17 protein-coding genes are annotated in these 13,852 nt (G+C 70.6%); 9 read left to right on the top strand and 8 right to left on the bottom strand.

The features are described from left to right. Positions 1-8: 8 nt before the first annotated feature. A complete protein-coding gene (locus ACFQ6X_RS09575; protein WP_383178496.1) occupies positions 9-614 on the top strand; it encodes a GNAT family N-acetyltransferase in 606 nt (201 codons plus the stop codon). Between the two features lie 86 nt (positions 615-700). Here ACFQ6X_RS09575 and ACFQ6X_RS09570 read toward each other — a convergent pair whose 3' ends face one another. After that, entirely contained in the window at positions 701-1,462 is a 762-nt protein-coding gene (locus ACFQ6X_RS09570) for a MerR family transcriptional regulator (RefSeq protein ID WP_383178493.1), read from the bottom strand. A 258-nt stretch (positions 1,463-1,720) separates the two neighbouring features. On the opposite strand from ACFQ6X_RS09570, the gene ACFQ6X_RS09565 reads away from it, so the two are divergent. The 3 genes from ACFQ6X_RS09565 (at position 1,721) to ACFQ6X_RS09555 (ending at position 4,067) form a co-directional block, all read left to right on the top strand. Beyond that, on the top strand, positions 1,721-2,071 hold the full coding sequence (locus tag ACFQ6X_RS09565; RefSeq protein ID WP_351181475.1) for a YciI family protein: 351 nt from the start codon (positions 1,721-1,723) through the stop codon (positions 2,069-2,071). A 5-nt stretch (positions 2,072-2,076) separates the two neighbouring features. Beyond that, positions 2,077-3,369 (top strand): RNA polymerase sigma factor, encoded by a 1,293-nt coding sequence (locus ACFQ6X_RS09560; RefSeq protein WP_383178488.1) that lies wholly within the window; start codon positions 2,077-2,079, stop codon positions 3,367-3,369. A 95-nt stretch (positions 3,370-3,464) separates the two neighbouring features. After that, a complete protein-coding gene (locus ACFQ6X_RS09555; protein ID WP_383178485.1) occupies positions 3,465-4,067 on the top strand; it encodes a hypothetical protein in 603 nt (200 codons plus the stop codon). A gap of 100 nt (positions 4,068-4,167) precedes the next feature. On the opposite strand, the gene ACFQ6X_RS09550 is transcribed toward ACFQ6X_RS09555, so the two are convergent. Beyond that, positions 4,168-4,746: a TetR/AcrR family transcriptional regulator gene (locus ACFQ6X_RS09550; protein ID WP_383178482.1), complete on the bottom strand. Its 579-nt coding sequence runs from the start codon at positions 4,744-4,746 to the stop codon at positions 4,168-4,170. 90 nt (positions 4,747-4,836) lie between these two features. Between ACFQ6X_RS09550 and ACFQ6X_RS09545 the strand changes: the two genes are divergently transcribed. From ACFQ6X_RS09545 to ACFQ6X_RS09530, 4 genes are all read left to right on the top strand, one after another. After that, positions 4,837-5,283 carry an anthrone oxygenase family protein gene (locus tag ACFQ6X_RS09545; RefSeq protein ID WP_383178479.1) on the top strand — a complete coding sequence of 149 codons (447 nt, stop codon included), beginning with the start codon at positions 4,837-4,839 and terminating at the stop codon, positions 5,281-5,283. A gap of 95 nt (positions 5,284-5,378) precedes the next feature. Next, a complete protein-coding gene (locus ACFQ6X_RS09540) occupies positions 5,379-5,825 on the top strand; it encodes an SRPBCC domain-containing protein (RefSeq protein ID WP_329210645.1) in 447 nt (148 codons plus the stop codon). Next, entirely contained in the window at positions 5,822-6,190 is a 369-nt protein-coding gene (locus ACFQ6X_RS09535) for an ArsR/SmtB family transcription factor (protein ID WP_383178475.1), read from the top strand. Before ACFQ6X_RS09540 ends, ACFQ6X_RS09535 begins: the two co-directional genes overlap by 4 nt. 10 nt (positions 6,191-6,200) lie before the next feature. Further along, positions 6,201-6,680: a hypothetical protein gene (locus ACFQ6X_RS09530; protein ID WP_383178472.1), complete on the top strand. Its 480-nt coding sequence runs from the start codon at positions 6,201-6,203 to the stop codon at positions 6,678-6,680. Between the two features lie 20 nt (positions 6,681-6,700). Here ACFQ6X_RS09530 and ACFQ6X_RS09525 read toward each other — a convergent pair whose 3' ends face one another. Then, the gene (locus ACFQ6X_RS09525) at positions 6,701-7,432 is read right to left on the bottom strand and encodes an alpha/beta fold hydrolase (protein WP_383178469.1); all 732 of its coding nucleotides are present in this window, start codon (positions 7,430-7,432) and stop codon (positions 6,701-6,703) included. A gap of 385 nt (positions 7,433-7,817) precedes the next feature. Between ACFQ6X_RS09525 and ACFQ6X_RS09520 the strand changes: the two genes are divergently transcribed. Next, positions 7,818-8,480, top strand: coding sequence for a hypothetical protein (locus ACFQ6X_RS09520; RefSeq protein ID WP_383178466.1), 663 nt, complete (start codon positions 7,818-7,820; stop codon positions 8,478-8,480). Between the two features lie 44 nt (positions 8,481-8,524). On the opposite strand, the gene ACFQ6X_RS09515 is transcribed toward ACFQ6X_RS09520, so the two are convergent. The 5 genes from ACFQ6X_RS09515 to ACFQ6X_RS09495 form a co-directional block, all read right to left on the bottom strand. Continuing rightward, positions 8,525-9,529, bottom strand: coding sequence for a MarR family transcriptional regulator (locus ACFQ6X_RS09515; protein WP_383178462.1), 1,005 nt, complete (start codon positions 9,527-9,529; stop codon positions 8,525-8,527). Positions 9,530-9,893: 364 nt separating this feature from the next. Further along, positions 9,894-10,919: an NlpC/P60 family protein gene (locus ACFQ6X_RS09510; protein WP_383178459.1), complete on the bottom strand. Its 1,026-nt coding sequence runs from the start codon at positions 10,917-10,919 to the stop codon at positions 9,894-9,896. Positions 10,920-11,233: 314 nt separating this feature from the next. Then, positions 11,234-11,605 carry a hypothetical protein gene (locus ACFQ6X_RS09505; RefSeq protein ID WP_383178456.1) on the bottom strand — a complete coding sequence of 124 codons (372 nt, stop codon included), beginning with the start codon at positions 11,603-11,605 and terminating at the stop codon, positions 11,234-11,236. Between the two features lie 347 nt (positions 11,606-11,952). Beyond that, positions 11,953-13,155: a sensor histidine kinase gene (locus ACFQ6X_RS09500; protein WP_383178453.1), complete on the bottom strand. Its 1,203-nt coding sequence runs from the start codon at positions 13,153-13,155 to the stop codon at positions 11,953-11,955. Further along, on the bottom strand, positions 13,148-13,843 hold the full coding sequence (locus ACFQ6X_RS09495; protein WP_383178448.1) for a response regulator transcription factor: 696 nt from the start codon (positions 13,841-13,843) through the stop codon (positions 13,148-13,150). Before ACFQ6X_RS09495 ends, ACFQ6X_RS09500 begins: the two co-directional genes overlap by 8 nt. Between the last annotated feature and the right edge of the window lie 9 nt (positions 13,844-13,852).

Below are 13,852 nucleotides of genomic sequence, written 5' to 3'. Positions count from 1 at the left end.
ATGGGGTCATGACCCACGTGCTGTCCACGCAGTCCGCCATCTCCGCCGGTTCTCTCGTCGCCGCTCCGCATCCCGTGCTCCGCGCCTCGGGGCTGGTGCTGCGGCCGTGGGACACCGCCGACGCCCCGGTCTTCCTCGACGCCTACCGGGATCCCGAGATCCGGCGCTGGCACACACGTAGCCCCGCCTCCGAGGAGCAGGCCCGTGAGTGGTTCGCCGGCTACCGCCAGGACTGGGCACAGGAGAAGGCCGCCAACTGGGCGGTGACCCGCGACGGCGGCGAGGTGCTCGGCCGCATCGCGTTGCGCGGGATGAACCTCGACGACGGTGTCGCCGAATGCGCGTACTGGGTCCTCCCGGCCGCACGCCGTAGCGGTGTCGCCTCCGGCGCGCTCACCGCCGTGAGCGACTGGGCGCTGGGGGAGGCCGGGTTCCACCGTCTGGAGCTGGACCACTCCACACGTAACGAGATCTCCTGCCGGGTCGCGGCCAGGGCCCGCTTCGTCCTGGAGGGCACCAAGCGCAGCTCGGCCGTCCACGCCGACGGCCGGCACGACATGCACCTGCACGCCCGCGTCCGGGACCACGAGGACCCCGCCCACCCGGAGTCCTGACCCGCGTCAGCGGTCCTCGCTCCGGACGGCGGTGTGCCCAAGTGCCGCCGCCACGGGTCGACTTCCGTGGCGGCGGCACGCCCGGCTCAGCGCAGCCAGGTCGAGGCGTACGCCTCGATGGCGTCCCGCTGGTACGCGGCCAGGCCGGGTGCGATCGCCTCGTACGCGGCGCGCCACTGCGCGTTCTCCACACACGAGCGCCCGATCGCGCGGTACTCCTCGGCGGAGACCGGGCGCAGCTCGGTCAGCGCCCGGTACTGGCCGTCGATCTCGGCCAGCACCGCGTCGTCGCCGGCGGGCGTACCGGCGGCCAGCAGTTCCGCCAGGCGGATCATCTGCGCGGTGCGCTCCCGGTGTCCGGCCTCGATCTCGTCCTGGCTCATCCCGGCGACGCGCTGTTCGACCTTCCCGGCCAGCTCAGGGAAGTCACGCAGACTCTCCCTGTACTGGGCGGGCCGTACGCCCTCGAAGAGGTTCTCGGGCCGGCTGATACCGGTCATGGGTCCACCATCCTTTCTGGACTGCTCCAGCTCGGTGATCGTTCGGGAGACGGTCCCGGCCAGCGCGTCGAGCCGGTCACGCTCGGCGAGCAGCCGGCGACGGTGGCCGCGCAGGGCTTCGAGCTCGTCGACCTGCTCGGCCAGGATCCGGCCGACCTCGGACAGGCCGACGCCCAGTTCCCGCAGGACGAGGATCTGCTGCAGCCGCAGCAGCTGGCGCTCCTCGTAGTAGCGGTGGCCGTTGGTCCCGATCCAGGCAGGCGGCAGCAGTCCGACTTCGTCGTAGTGCCGCAGCGTGCGGGCCGTCACCCCTGACATCCGGGCGACCTCCGCAATCGGCCAGGCCATCGCCCGCCTCCCTCATCAGTGCTTCACCTGGGCCGGTCTCTCCGGCCCTGTTCACGACGGTAGAAGCTGCCGCTGCGGCAACTGCAAGCCCAGTGAGCAGGGGCTCTGCTCCTCACCCCGCGCCCCGCTCGACGGGCGGGCAAAGAATCTTGGAAGGGCGTGTCGATACGCCGGGGTCCCGTACGTCGTCATGGTGTACACGGAGAACGTGTACCGGACGCAAGACAGAGCATGACAAAGCACGACAGGAGCCGGACCATGAAGTACATGTTGCTGATCCACAGCGGTGCGACCGACGAGAGCGGTGGCGCCGCCGAGTGCACGGTCGAGGACTGGATGGCCTACGACAAGGAGGTCAAGGACGCCGGGATCCTCGTCTCCGGTGAGTCGCTCGCCGACCTGGTCACCGCCACGACGGTCCGTGTCGGACCCGCGGGGGAGCGGACCGTCACGGACGGGCCCTTCGCCGAGACCCGTGAGGTCCTGGGCGGCTTCCTCGTCATCGACGTACCGGATCTCGATGTCGCCCTCGACTGGGCCGCCCGGTGCCCGGGCGCGCGCGGCAGCGGGTCGGTCGTCGTGCGGCCGGTCGCCGACTTCGGGGCCTGAGCGTCATGGACGAGGGAGCCACCGGACCCGGGGCGGCGCCGGAGGACGGGCCATCTGCGGTGTCCTCCGTCGCATCGGTCTTCCGCGAGGAGCACGGCCGGCTGCTGGCTTCCCTCGTCCGTCGCTTCGGCGACCTGGACCTGGCCGAGGAGGTCACCTCCGACGCCATCGAGGCGGCCCTGGTGCACTGGCCGGTCGACGGCGTACCGGCCCGGCCCGGCGCCTGGCTGCTGACGACGGCCCGGCGCAAGGCCGTCGACCGGCTGCGCCGCGACCAGGCGTACGCCGCCCGGCTGGCCGTCCTGCAGGTGGAGGCGGACCGGGCCGGCCATGCCCCGCCCGCCGACGTGGACGGTGGTCTCCCCGACGAGCGGCTGCAGCTCTTCTTCACGTGCGCGCACCCGGCGCTCGGCGCCGAGGACAGGAGCGCGCTGACCCTGCGCTGCCTGGCGGGCCTGACGACCCCCGAGGTCGCGCGGGCCTTCCTCGTACCGCCGACGACGATGGCGCAGCGGATCGTGCGGGCCAAGAAGAAGATCCGCGAGGCCCGCATCCCGTTCCGTGTGCCCGGCGCGGACGAGTTGCCGGAGCGGCTGCCCGGGGTCCTCCAGGTCCTCTATTCGATCTTCACGGAGGGGTACGCGGCCTGCTCGGGCCCGCAGTTGCAGCGGATCGCCCTGGCGGAGGAGGCCATCCGGCTGGCCCGGATCCTGCACACGCTGCTGCCCGCCGAGCGGGAGACGGCCGGGCTGCTCGCGCTGATGCTGCTGATCCATGCCCGGCGCGAGGCCAGGACCGGACCCGGCGGGGAGATCGTGCTGCTCGACGAACAGGACCGGGGCCGCTGGGACGCCGCCATGATCGAGGAGGGCACCCGGCTGGTGGTCACCGCGCTGGAGGGCGGCCCGCCCGGCCCGTACGGGGTGCAGGCCGCCATCGCGGCACTGCACGACGAGGCCGATTCCGTCGCGGCCACCGACTGGCCGCAGATCGTGGCGCTCTACGACGTGCTGCAGGCGCTCACCCCGTCGCCGGTCGTCGCTGTGAACCGGGCCGCGGCGGTGGCGATGCGCGACGGGCCCGCGGCCGGGCTGGCCCTTCTGGACGAACTGGCCGACGAGCCGAGGCTGCGCGCCTACCACCCCTATGCGACCGCGCGTGCCGACCTGCTGCACCGTCTCGGCCGCCACGCGGAGGCCGCGGAGGCGTACCGGGAGGCACTCGGCCTGGCAGGCACCGAGCCCGAACGCGCGCATGCGCGCAGGCGGTTGGACGAGATCGAGCGCGACAGCCGCTGAACACCGCGGTGGGTGCCGCGGCATGAGGTGGGGATCCCGCCGGGTCCGCCGTAACCCTGTCGCCGGGGTGGTCCGGGCCTGGCAGGGTGTCCGTCATGAGCTCCGAGCCCGCGCGCCCCGAACCGGTCCGCCATCACGACCACGGCCAGTGGCTCGTCCAGTTCACCGGCCGGGTGCTCGTGGTCTGCCCGAGGTGCGGTGGCCGCGCGCTCGTCGCGCCTCTCCCCGGCCTCGACGCCCCGAAGTACTTCAGCGCCCTCCTCTTCCGGCCCCGCCGTCTCACCTGCGCCGGCTGCGGGGCGGTCGCCGACTGGACGGCCGAGGAGCGGGGCGCAGGTCTGGTCGGCGCGGTGCCCGGCGGCACCGAGGACCCCTTCTTCCGGCGGCCGCTCTGGCTTCAGACCCGCTGTGCGGGACGGGTCCTGTGGGCCTACGACGAGGAGCACGTCGATGCTCTCGCCGCCTACGTGGGAGCCCGGCTGCGCGAGCGTCACGCCTCCCCGACGATGGCGATGTTCGCCCGTCTGCCGGCCTGGATGAAGTCCGCGGCGCGCCGTGACGAGGTGCTGGCCGGCCTGGAGACCCTCCGGGCCCTCGCCCGTCTCTCGGCCCCCGCCGACCGGTCGGACGCGGCCCACGAACGCGGGGACCGCCCGCAGCACAGCGGCAGCGTGCTCTTTCGCGGCGGCCCCTACTAAGGGCTGTCCGGCCAGGGATTGCGGGACAGCCCTTGGGGGAGCGCTGCCGCAGGCAGGGCAGCCGGGCCCGAAGACGCCTGCTGCTCGGCCGTACCAAGCGTCAGAGCACGGCGAGTCGTTCCACCAGCAGCTCGGCTCTCCGCTCGGCGTCCCCCGGGGGCAGCCGTCCCGCCCGGGTCAGGGTCGCCAGCCCGTGCAGGGATGCCCAGAACACCTCGGTGAACAGTCCCGGGTGGACGCCGTCCCCGGCGACCTCGCCGAGAGTCTCCAGGAGGGCGGCGAAGGCGTCCTTCAGAGGCTCCGGGGTCTCCTCGGCCGCGAACGCCAGGCCGCCGTCGAGCTGGAACATGGCGTCGTAGACCGCCGGATTGCGTACGGCGAATGCGAGGTAGGCGCGGGCGAGAGCGGTGACCCGGGCGGGCGGGCCGTCCGCGGCGGAGGTCGCGGCCCGAAGCGCCGCGGCCATCTCGGCAGCGCCTTCGAGGGCGACGGCGCCGATGATCTCGCGCTTGCCGCGGAAGTGGCTGTAGAGGACGGGCTGGCTGTACTCGATGCGCTCGGCGAGGCGGCGGGTGGTGACCGCGTCCCAGCCCTGCTGCTCGGCGAGTTCACGGGCTGTCGCCACGATGAGGCGCTCGCGGACCCCCCGTTCACGCTCCTTGCGTTCCTGAACCGACATGACTCGATCCTAGCACCGCTAGACAATCAAGCAGCAGTAGTACTAGCGTTGCCTCACCAGCTAGCAACGCTAGAAAACAGAGGGGTCATCATGCTCAACGCACTCGAGGTGTTCACCACCGTGACCGTCGGCCTGATGGTGGGAGTGGAGTTCTCCGTCGCCTTCGTCATCAACCGGATCTTGGATGCGCTCCCCGACGACAGTGGTCAACTCGGCCGCGCACACGGGGGCCGGATGCTCGGCGCCGTGATGCCGGTCTGGTACATAGGCTCGCTCGTCCTCGTCGCGGTCTGGGCCGTCGCCGGATGGGGCCACCGGGGCGCCGGCCTTGTCGTCACCGCCGGTGGGCTGCTGATCCTCAGCGTGATCATGTCGATCGCGCTGCTCGTCCCGATCAACAACCGGGGCAAGACGTGGACCCCTGAGAACCGGCCTGCCGACTGGAAGCAGCAGATGAACCGCTGGGACCGCTTCCACTACGTCCGCGTCGCGGTCATCGTCGCCGCCTTCGCCCTGCTGGTCGCCGCCCTCGCCTGACTCGGGGCGGATGTGCAACCGTTGGGTTGCATCAAGTCCAGGGCTGTGCAACTCTGGGCTTGCAAGTTACTGGCGGCGATGAACGGAGTCAGCTCATGAGCGAGGACCGGATCGAACGCGAAACCCTGATCGAGGCCCCCCTGGAACGGGTCTGGTCGCTGGTGGCCCAGCCCGGGTTCTGGGTGGCCGACAAGGCGAGCCTGCCCGGCACGGTGGCCGAGGAAGGGGCAGTGATGATCGCGAAGCACCCCGAGCACGGCGACTTCCCGGTGCGCGTGGAGAAGGTCGAGCCGCCGACGTACCTGGCGTACCGCTGGACCAGCGCTTTCCCCGGGGAGGAGCTGCGCGAGAACAACAGCACCCTCGTGGAGTTCACCTTGGCCCAGGAGGGCGACCGGACGCGGCTGCGTGTCGTCGAGAGCGGGTTCGCGGCGCTGGCAGGTTCCCAGGAGCTGCGCAGCCAGAACCTCAAGGACCACAGCGGAGGCTGGCCCCTGGAGCTCGACGCGCTCAAGGCCCGCGCGGAACAGCCTTCCACGTGACGGAAGAACCTCCCGGCGCGGCCGAGGTCGTCGACAGCGTCCTCGGTGCGCTGGCCGATCCGACGCGACGCCGACTGCTCGATCTGCTCGCCGCACAGGGCGAGGCCACCGCGACGACGCTCGCCGAGGGGCTCCCCGTATCGCGCCAGGCAGTGGTCAAGCACCTCGCCGTTCTGGATGCCGCCGGTCTGGTGACCGGCGGCCGGGTCGGACGCGAGGTCCGCTACACGGTGCGGCCCGCGGCGCTGGACGCGACGGCACGGTGGATGGCCACGCTCGCCACCGACTGGGACCGGCGGCTGGCCGACATCAAACGCGTCGCCGAGGCGGCCGAGCGGGAATCGCCCTCGACACGACCCGACTGAGGAGGCATCCATGGATACGACAGAACTGCGCAGCGCCTACGGCAGGTTGCTCGACGCCGCGGCGACCCCCGACCTCGGCGACGCCGACGACGGAGGGTGGAACGCCGACCGGATCCTGGCGCATGTCCTCAGCGTCGATGCCGCAACCGCGGCGGTTGCTCTCGGTGTTGTGGCCGGCGCGCGGCCCGCCTTCGACAACCGGGTCTCCCTCGACACCTGGAACCTTGGGCGGATCATCGCCGAGCACTCGGGCAGGGCGGACCTGATCGATCACGTCCGCAGCCAGGCCGCCGTCCTCTGCGACATCGCCGATCGGCTCAACGAGCAAGCCGCCTCGGTCCTGGTGCCGACGCTCCTGCTGTCCGACGACGAGTTGGTGCTGGACGGGCCGATCCCGCTGTCGAGCCTCATCGACGGCCTCGCCGAGAGCCATGTGCCGGGGCATACCCGACAGCTCCTGGACCTTCCCACTGTGCCCGGGAAGCCCTGACGGGCCAGGCTCCGGCGAGTTCAGCCGGCAGCAGGCAGCTGCTGGGCGAAGCGGCGGACCGCATCGGTGAAGGCGTCCGGATCATCGAAGTTCGCGAGATGTCCTGCCCGCGGGATCAATTCGACGCGGGCGTACGGATGGGCGCGGACGAAGTCCGACTCGCCGGACCGGAAGACGGTGTCCTTCTCGCCGTTCAGGATGAGCACGGGAGCCGCCACATGACGCATCGCACCTGCGTCGAAGCGGCCCAGCACCTCGCCCCAGGCGGCCGGCAGGGTGTGGAAGGCGTAACCGGAAAGGATGGTCGCGTCGACCACCTCGGGTGCGTAGAGCCGGCGCAGCAACCGGTCGTTCCACCGGGTCAGCCGGTCCGCCGGTATGCGGGGGACGAGCCCGGCCGCCCACCGGTACGGCCTTGCCCACGGGCCACGGGTCGAGGCACTGGCCCCGGCGAGGACCAGCCCTCGCAGCTGCTCGGGGCGGCGTCGCGCGAACTCCAGCGAGGCGTATCCGCCGAGCGAGTGGCCGACGACGAGAGCCGGTCCGCAGCCGAGCGAGTCCACCGCGGAAGCGATGATCTCCGTCGCCGCGTTCAGGCTCCAGGGCTGGGCGGAGCGGGCGCCGTGTCCGGGCAGGTCGACGGCAACCACCGGGAAGTCCTCTTGGAGTGCGGCGAGCTGTGGACTCCACTGTCCCGCGCTGAACCGCGTCCCGTGCACGAAGACGATGGGCGGTGCACCCGCAGCCGTCATGAGTCCCCCCGGATCAGTGCTCTCCTGCGGCCGACCCTACCGGCGGGCCGTCCAGGACCGGGGCGTGGAGATGCCGGCCAGGGGATGCTCGGTCGCGGCGCGACACGTCCTCCGCCGGACCTGCCCCTGCTGCCCACGCGCAACGTCGATCTCGTACGCACCAGGGACACCGGGGTAAGCGCGGAGGGAAATCCGTGAAGCTCAGCGGTAGACGCGCCGTGTGCGCAATGCTGTTGCAGCGTCTCCCGCCGAGAATCCGTATCGGCGCCATGCGCCGACTGGGCCGACTCCCTAGCGAGGTCCCTTGCCGAGCTTGCCAGACTTCACGGCTTCACTGGGCAGCTTTTTTGCCTTGATAGGTATACACCCCGCCATTATCGCTCTCGTGACATTGGCCTACGCGGTCGAATCGTACGTAACGAATGCTCAGAATGCGATGAAGCTGGCGAGGGCGACCCGGCGCGCCGGAAGCGCAGGAATTGCCAGGCTCCTCGGCAAGCCACTCCCGCGGCTCGTCATCACATTGATGATCACTGCCATGGTGATCGTCGTCCAGTACGTCATGCTCCGGCTCGCCTGCATCGTCGGCAGCATCATTTCGTCGGCCTTCGACCCTGAGCGGCGAGACCGCTTCGCCAATTTGCCTTTCGATTCACTTCTCGAAATGGAATCACTGTCGCCCTATCTGCACACGGACATGATATCCGTCGGGTTCACCTCATGTGCCGCCCTCCTCATGCTCAACGCCTATCGCGGCGGCGATTCGAGCAGAGGTCTGACGTACCTGCTGGCCGCACCGTGCAACCTGATCGCGTTCGGCTTTCTCTCCATGGTGGCCATTACGCTGGTGATCGACTTCTTCCTGTTCGGGATTCCCTATGTCCTGTCGGGAGGTGAGTTCGTCAACATCAGCTTGAGCGCTGATTGGGTCACCGATCCGAATGGCTATGTGATGGCCATAGCGTCTGGCATTTACACGGTCACCGCCGTGGTCGCCGTAGAGGGGGCGCGGCTTGTCGGGAGGCTGTTCCGGGAGGCTCCGGCTTGAGCCGTGGCGTGTGCGGGGCGTGGCAAGCAGTCGCTGATCGGCGGTTACGAGGGCATGCGGTGCTTGCCGCGCAGTACGTCGACGTAGCTGCGGACATCGCGCTCGGTGGGCAGGCCGGCCGGGGCCTCCTGCTCCGCCGGGGCGGGTGTGCGGCAGGGGCGGCAGAGACCGTCGGGCAGCGACTCGGCGGGTCCGGGGCGGCCGCATTCGGTGCACTCGACCAGCAGGCGGCGTGCCGGGGTGTCCGGTGCGGGTGCGGCGTCGGGCAGCTGGGCCGGGATCTTGTCGAGGAGCCGGCGGCGGACGAATCCGACGGGGGAGCCGACCTGCTCCGGGAGCCCGGAGGTGAGTGCCTGGGTGAGGTAGTCGGCGCTCACGCCGCGTACGAACCAGGCTGCGGCCAGGTCTTCCAGGGCGTCGCAGTCGGAGGCGGAGAGCGCGAGCCGGGGTTCGGCGCGGCCCAGTCGGGCCAGGGCGAGGTATGCGGGGGAGGGGGCTTCGGCCGGTGCCGGTTCCGGTTCCGGTTCCGGACTCCGCTGCTGCGGTACGGCTGCGGCGACCGGGGGCTCGGCCTGGCGGTCCGCTTCCGCGGTGACCGGGTACGGCGCGGGAGCGGTGGCGGTCGTCGGCCCGGCTGCCCGGCCGCTCTCGGCGTCGAGGTGGGCGGCCCACCATTCGTTGTCGCGGGCGGTGCGCGACCAGAAGGTGAGGGTGACCCAGCGGCTCTGCCCGAGGGCCTCGACCCGGCACCGTACGTGGCGCAGGTGCCCGGCAACGCCCAGGGCGCGCAGGGCGGTTCCGATGGCCATCTGCCCGTACAGGGGAAGGTCCTTGGCCAGCGACTTGATGTCCATGGCCGCACCGTCGGGCAGGAGGTCGACGTATCCGGCGATGTACCGCTCGCGCTCCGGCAGCAGTGCGAAATCGGCTGCCCCGGGCGGGCGTTGGCCGGGCGCGGAGCGCTTGCCGTAGCCGCGGTGGGCTTTCCGGTACGGGCGTGAGGGGCGTGCGGGTGCGCGCAGGGCGGAGTTAGGCTGCTCGGTAGCCACGAGATCGGGTCCTAACGATCTTGGGGTGAGACCCCGGCCTGGTGCGACCAACACCGCGTCGGGGTCGTTCAGTTGTGGGAACCGTAAGCAGGCGCGACACTCCGCCGCAAGTCGGTCACGATTAGTCATACTTGCTGGCCGTGACGGGTCGGGGAGGGTGGGAAGGTTCTTCCCCACCCTTCTTTTGCCTACCGGGTGAAAGGCACCGCTCGAATCCAGGACCCCGGATCCCGGCCCCCGGATCCCGAAGCTCGAGCGCCGGGCCGGGGCTTGCCTCCGTACCCTCGAAAGAGCGAACCGACCCGGTCCGGCGCTCGGGTCCCGGGTCTCGGGATCCGAGCTTCGGACCGGGTCGGTGCGGGGATCAGATGCGGACCGCGGCCTGGTAGCTGCCGATGGTGCTCATCGATTCGTAGCGGACGTAGGCGCCCGGGTACGGGGCGTGCAGCACGGTGTTGTTGCCCGCGTAGAGGCCCACGTGCGAGGTGTTGCTGAAGAAGACCAGGTCGCCCGGCTTCAGCTGGCTGCGCGCGATGTGGGTGCCCCTGTTGATCTGGGTGAACGTGGTGCGGGTGATCTCGACACCGGCCTGGGCGTAGGCCCACTGGGTCAGACCCGAGCAGTCGAACGAGTTGGGGCCCGTGGCCGTGCGGACGTACGGCATGCCCACGCGCGTGTCGGCGGCCTGGAGGGCGGCCGCGCCGAGGGCGGACGCGGGGACCTCGTTGCCGAGTTCGACACGGTCGCCGGCGGCACGGCTGGCGCGCTGCTCCCCCTCGGCCATCTTGGCGCGGTCGGCGGCGGTCAGGGTGTTCAGCAGGCGCTGGGCCTCGCCGAGCTTGCTCTGGAACTTCTGCTTGTTCCGGCCGAGCGACTCGCGTACGTCGGCGAGGGTGCCGAGCTTCTCCTGGGCCTCCTTGCGCTGCTGCGCGAGGGTGCGCTGCTTGGCCTTGATCTTCTGGAGCGACTCGGCCTGCTTGGCCGTCAACTGGTCAAGCGCGGAGGCCTGATCGAGGAAGCTGTCCGGGTCCGAGGCGAGGAAGAGCTGCACCGAGGGGTCGATTCCGCCGGACCGGTACTGCGCGGTGGCGATCGAGCCGAGCTCCCGCCGCAGGGTGTTGAGGTCGGCCTGCTCGCGGGCGACCTTGTCCTGGATCGCGTCGACCTGCTTCTTGAGCTTGTCCTGCTGTTCCTTGGCCCCGTTGTACTTCTCGGTGGCGGCCTCGGCCTCGTGGTAGAGCTTGTCGACCTTCGCCTTGACCTCGCTCTTGGTCGGCTTGGGGTCGGCGTGGGCTGCCTGGGAGGTCAGTGCGACGGCAGCGGCGGCGGTCGCGGTGAGCACGGTCACGCGGGTGCGGCTCGGCTGTTTGGGGCGACGGTGGGACGCCACGAAGGCGACTCCTTCCTCCTCGAGCCGTACCGGGCTGTGGGGCGGTGAATCCCCGGCTCCGTGCACGTCACGGACTCGACGGTGTCTTCGCTGTCACCCCGGATGGGTGATCAATCGTGCGAAGATCCGAGCCTCGACCCTAGTGAACATCTTGTGCCCAGTTCAATCAGTAACGGAGGAATATCGACACACGAGGAACATCCTTTACCCACATCACACGGTGCGTAACGCGGAATTGACGGTCCGTTCTGAAAGCCGTGAGGTGCCCGTCGCGACGCCGATCGCTGTTCGGCAACGGCTCCGGACGGGACGTGTCAGTTCTGGTTCACCGGCCAGACCGCTGCCGGATCGCAGTGGTCGGGGCAGGCCAGAAAGTAGACCTCGTTGCCGAGGAACAGCAGGTAGGTGCCCACGTCGACGCCGTCCGGCTGCACCGGTTGGCCCGGGTGGACGGCGAACTCCATGTTCTCCGGCACCTGGCAGACGTAGACGAGATCGGCGCCGCACGCACACCTGAAGTGCTCGGGACCCTGCGCCCAGGACGGCGTACCGCCCACCTTGAACCCCTGGGCCCCGCACCCGTACGGGTCGGCCGTGTCCACGAAGGGCCGCAGGGTCAACGGCAGGGCGCACACGGACGGTTCGGCGTCCGCGAGCGGCAGTACGGCGTTCCGCTGGAGCAGCACACGCCAGAACGGCCCCGGACAGGAAGGCTGCGGGGCATCCCAGTAGCGGGCACGAGCCGGCCGTCGGCCACCTGGGGGTCGGACGCGTCGCTGTGCGTACGGCAGTGGAAGACCAACAGGTGGTCCCCGCCGAAGGGTTCGAGCTCCGAGGGAACGTCGAACTGGAGGAACAGCGCCATCCGCTCGCCGCAGAAGCACTCGGGCCAGGCCTGGCCGCTGTCGAGGAACGGCCGGCCGCCCAAGGAGTTCCGCGCCGGCCGGTCCAACGGCTCGGACCCGATCTCGATGGCGTGGGCGGGCAGCGGTTCCCGCGTCCCGCTCGAAGTGCTCCCGGTCATCCGGTCACTCTAAAGGCCGCCCTGAGGGCTGCCCGGAGGACCTCCGTGAGGACCTCCGTGACTACCTCCGTGAGGACCTCCGTGAGGCAAGGGGCCCTGTGTGCCGGGGAGCCGGACCGTGACGAGGAGACCGCCTGCGGGGCGGGGGACGAGTTCGAGGGTCCCGTCGTGGGCGCGGACGATGCTCTGCACGATGGCCAGACCGAGCCCGGCGCCGGCGTGCTCGTCGGTGCGTACACGGTCCGTTCCGCGCCGGAAGGGTTCGGTGAGGGCCGGTACCAGTTCCGGTGGGATCCGGCGGCCCGTGTTCTCGACCCGCAGCACGCTCGCGCCTCCGTGCGTCCCGGTGTGGACCGTCACGGTGCCGCCGGCGGGGAGGTCGTCGGCGGGGAGGTTGTGGACGATGGCGTTCTGGACGAGGTTCGTCACCATCCGCAGCAGCAGCTCCGCGGAACCGCTGGTCCGGGCCACCCCGCCGGTGACGTCGAGGGTGATCCGGCGCTGTTCGGCGAGGGGGAGCAGCGTCTCTGCGGCTTCCTCGGCGACGAGGGAGAGGTCGACGCTCTCGCGGGTGAAGTTGCCGCGGTCGCCGCGCCCGAGCAGCAGGAGGGCCTCGGTGAGGTCGATCGCTCGCGTATTGACAGCCTGCAGACGTTCGACGAGTTCGTCCCGGTCCCGTGTGGGGTCCTTGCGGGCGACGTCGAGGAGCGTCCGCGTGATCGCCAGCGGTGTGCGCAGTTCGTGGGAGGCGTTCGCGGCGAACCTCTGCTGCTCGGCGACGTGGGACTCGAGCTGTTCGAGCATCGAGTCGAACACGTCGGAGAGTTCCCGGAACTCGTCCTGGCGGCCCTTCAAGCGGATCCGGTGGGACAGCGACCCCTTCCCGGCCCTCCGTGCCGCATCAGTGATCTGAGTGAGCGGCGCGAGCATCCGGCCGGCGAGGATCCAGCCCCCCAGCAGGCCGAGCACCAGCAGGAACACCAGCACCGCGGCCGCCCTCGGAGCGAACACACGCAGGAGGTTGGACCGGACGGGAAAGACACCACCGGTGGGGGTGCCGGTGGAACCGGGGACGATGAGCGCCTGCTCGGGTACGTAACGCAGGAGGAACACCCACACCGCGGCGAGCAGCAGGGCGCCGGCAATCATGAGGAACGCGGCGTAGCTGAGGGTGAGCTTGAGTCGGACACTCGGACCGGGCGCTCTATCCACGGTCTCCTCCCGCGTGCCCGGCCCCCGGCCGGATGTCGATGCGGTAGCCGACGCCGGGCACCGTGGCGATGACCCATGGTTCGCCGAGCCGTTTGCGCAGTGCGGAGACGGTGATGCGCACGGCGTTGGTGAGAGGGTCGGCGTTCTCGTCCCAGGCCCGTTCCAGCAGCTCCTCGGCGCTGACGACCCCGCCCTCGGCGGCGACGAGGACTTCCAGAACGGCGAACTGTTTGCGGGTGAGCGCGACGTAGCGTCCGTCGCGGAAGACCTCCCGGCGGAAGGGATCGAGCCGCAGGCCCGCGATCTCGCGGACAGGGGGCCGGGCGTACGCGCGCCTGCGGTCGAGTGCCCGCAGCCGCATCACCAGCTCCCGCAGCTCGAACGGTTTGGTGAGGTAGTCGTCGGCGCCGAGCGCGAACCCGGAGGCCTTGTCGTCGATCCGGTCGGCAGCGGTGAGCATGAGGATCGGGATGCCGCTGCCGGACGCGACGATGCGCCGCGCGACCTCGTCGCCGGAGGGGCCGGGGATGTCGCGGTCGAGGACCGCGAGATCGTAGGAGTTGACCCTGAGCAGTTCCAGGGCGGAGTCACCGTCGCCCGCGATGTCGGCGGCGATCGCCTCCAGCCGCAGGCCGTCACGGACGGCTTCGGCCAGGTAGGGCTCGTCCTCCACGATCAGTACGCGCATGTCCGAAGC

The organism is Streptomyces sp. NPDC056452 (assembly GCF_042796085.1).
Taxonomy (GTDB): Bacteria; Actinomycetota; Actinomycetes; order Streptomycetales; family Streptomycetaceae; genus Streptomyces.
This window is presented reverse-complemented; position numbering and strand designations above follow the sequence as displayed.

Bases quoted from the DNA above. Each gene is read 5' to 3' on its own strand.
- ACFQ6X_RS09575 (WP_383178496.1), top strand. From the start codon at position 9: ATGACCCACGTGCTGTCCACGCAGTCCGCCATCTCCGCCGGTTCTCTC.
- ACFQ6X_RS09570 (WP_383178493.1), bottom strand. From the start codon at position 1,462: ATGGCCTGGCCGATTGCGGAGGTCGCCCGGATGTCAGGGGTGACGGCC.
- ACFQ6X_RS09565 (WP_351181475.1), top strand. From the start codon at position 1,721: ATGAAGTACATGTTGCTGATCCACAGCGGTGCGACCGACGAGAGCGGT.
- ACFQ6X_RS09560 (WP_383178488.1), top strand. From the start codon at position 2,077: ATGGACGAGGGAGCCACCGGACCCGGGGCGGCGCCGGAGGACGGGCCA.
- ACFQ6X_RS09555 (WP_383178485.1), top strand. From the start codon at position 3,465: ATGAGCTCCGAGCCCGCGCGCCCCGAACCGGTCCGCCATCACGACCAC.
- ACFQ6X_RS09550 (WP_383178482.1), bottom strand. From the start codon at position 4,746: ATGTCGGTTCAGGAACGCAAGGAGCGTGAACGGGGGGTCCGCGAGCGC.
- ACFQ6X_RS09545 (WP_383178479.1), top strand. From the start codon at position 4,837: ATGCTCAACGCACTCGAGGTGTTCACCACCGTGACCGTCGGCCTGATG.
- ACFQ6X_RS09540 (WP_329210645.1), top strand. From the start codon at position 5,379: ATGAGCGAGGACCGGATCGAACGCGAAACCCTGATCGAGGCCCCCCTG.
- ACFQ6X_RS09530 (WP_383178472.1), top strand. From the start codon at position 6,201: ATGGATACGACAGAACTGCGCAGCGCCTACGGCAGGTTGCTCGACGCC.
- ACFQ6X_RS09525 (WP_383178469.1), bottom strand. From the start codon at position 7,432: ATGACGGCTGCGGGTGCACCGCCCATCGTCTTCGTGCACGGGACGCGG.
- ACFQ6X_RS09495 (WP_383178448.1), bottom strand. From the start codon at position 13,843: ATGCGCGTACTGATCGTGGAGGACGAGCCCTACCTGGCCGAAGCCGTC.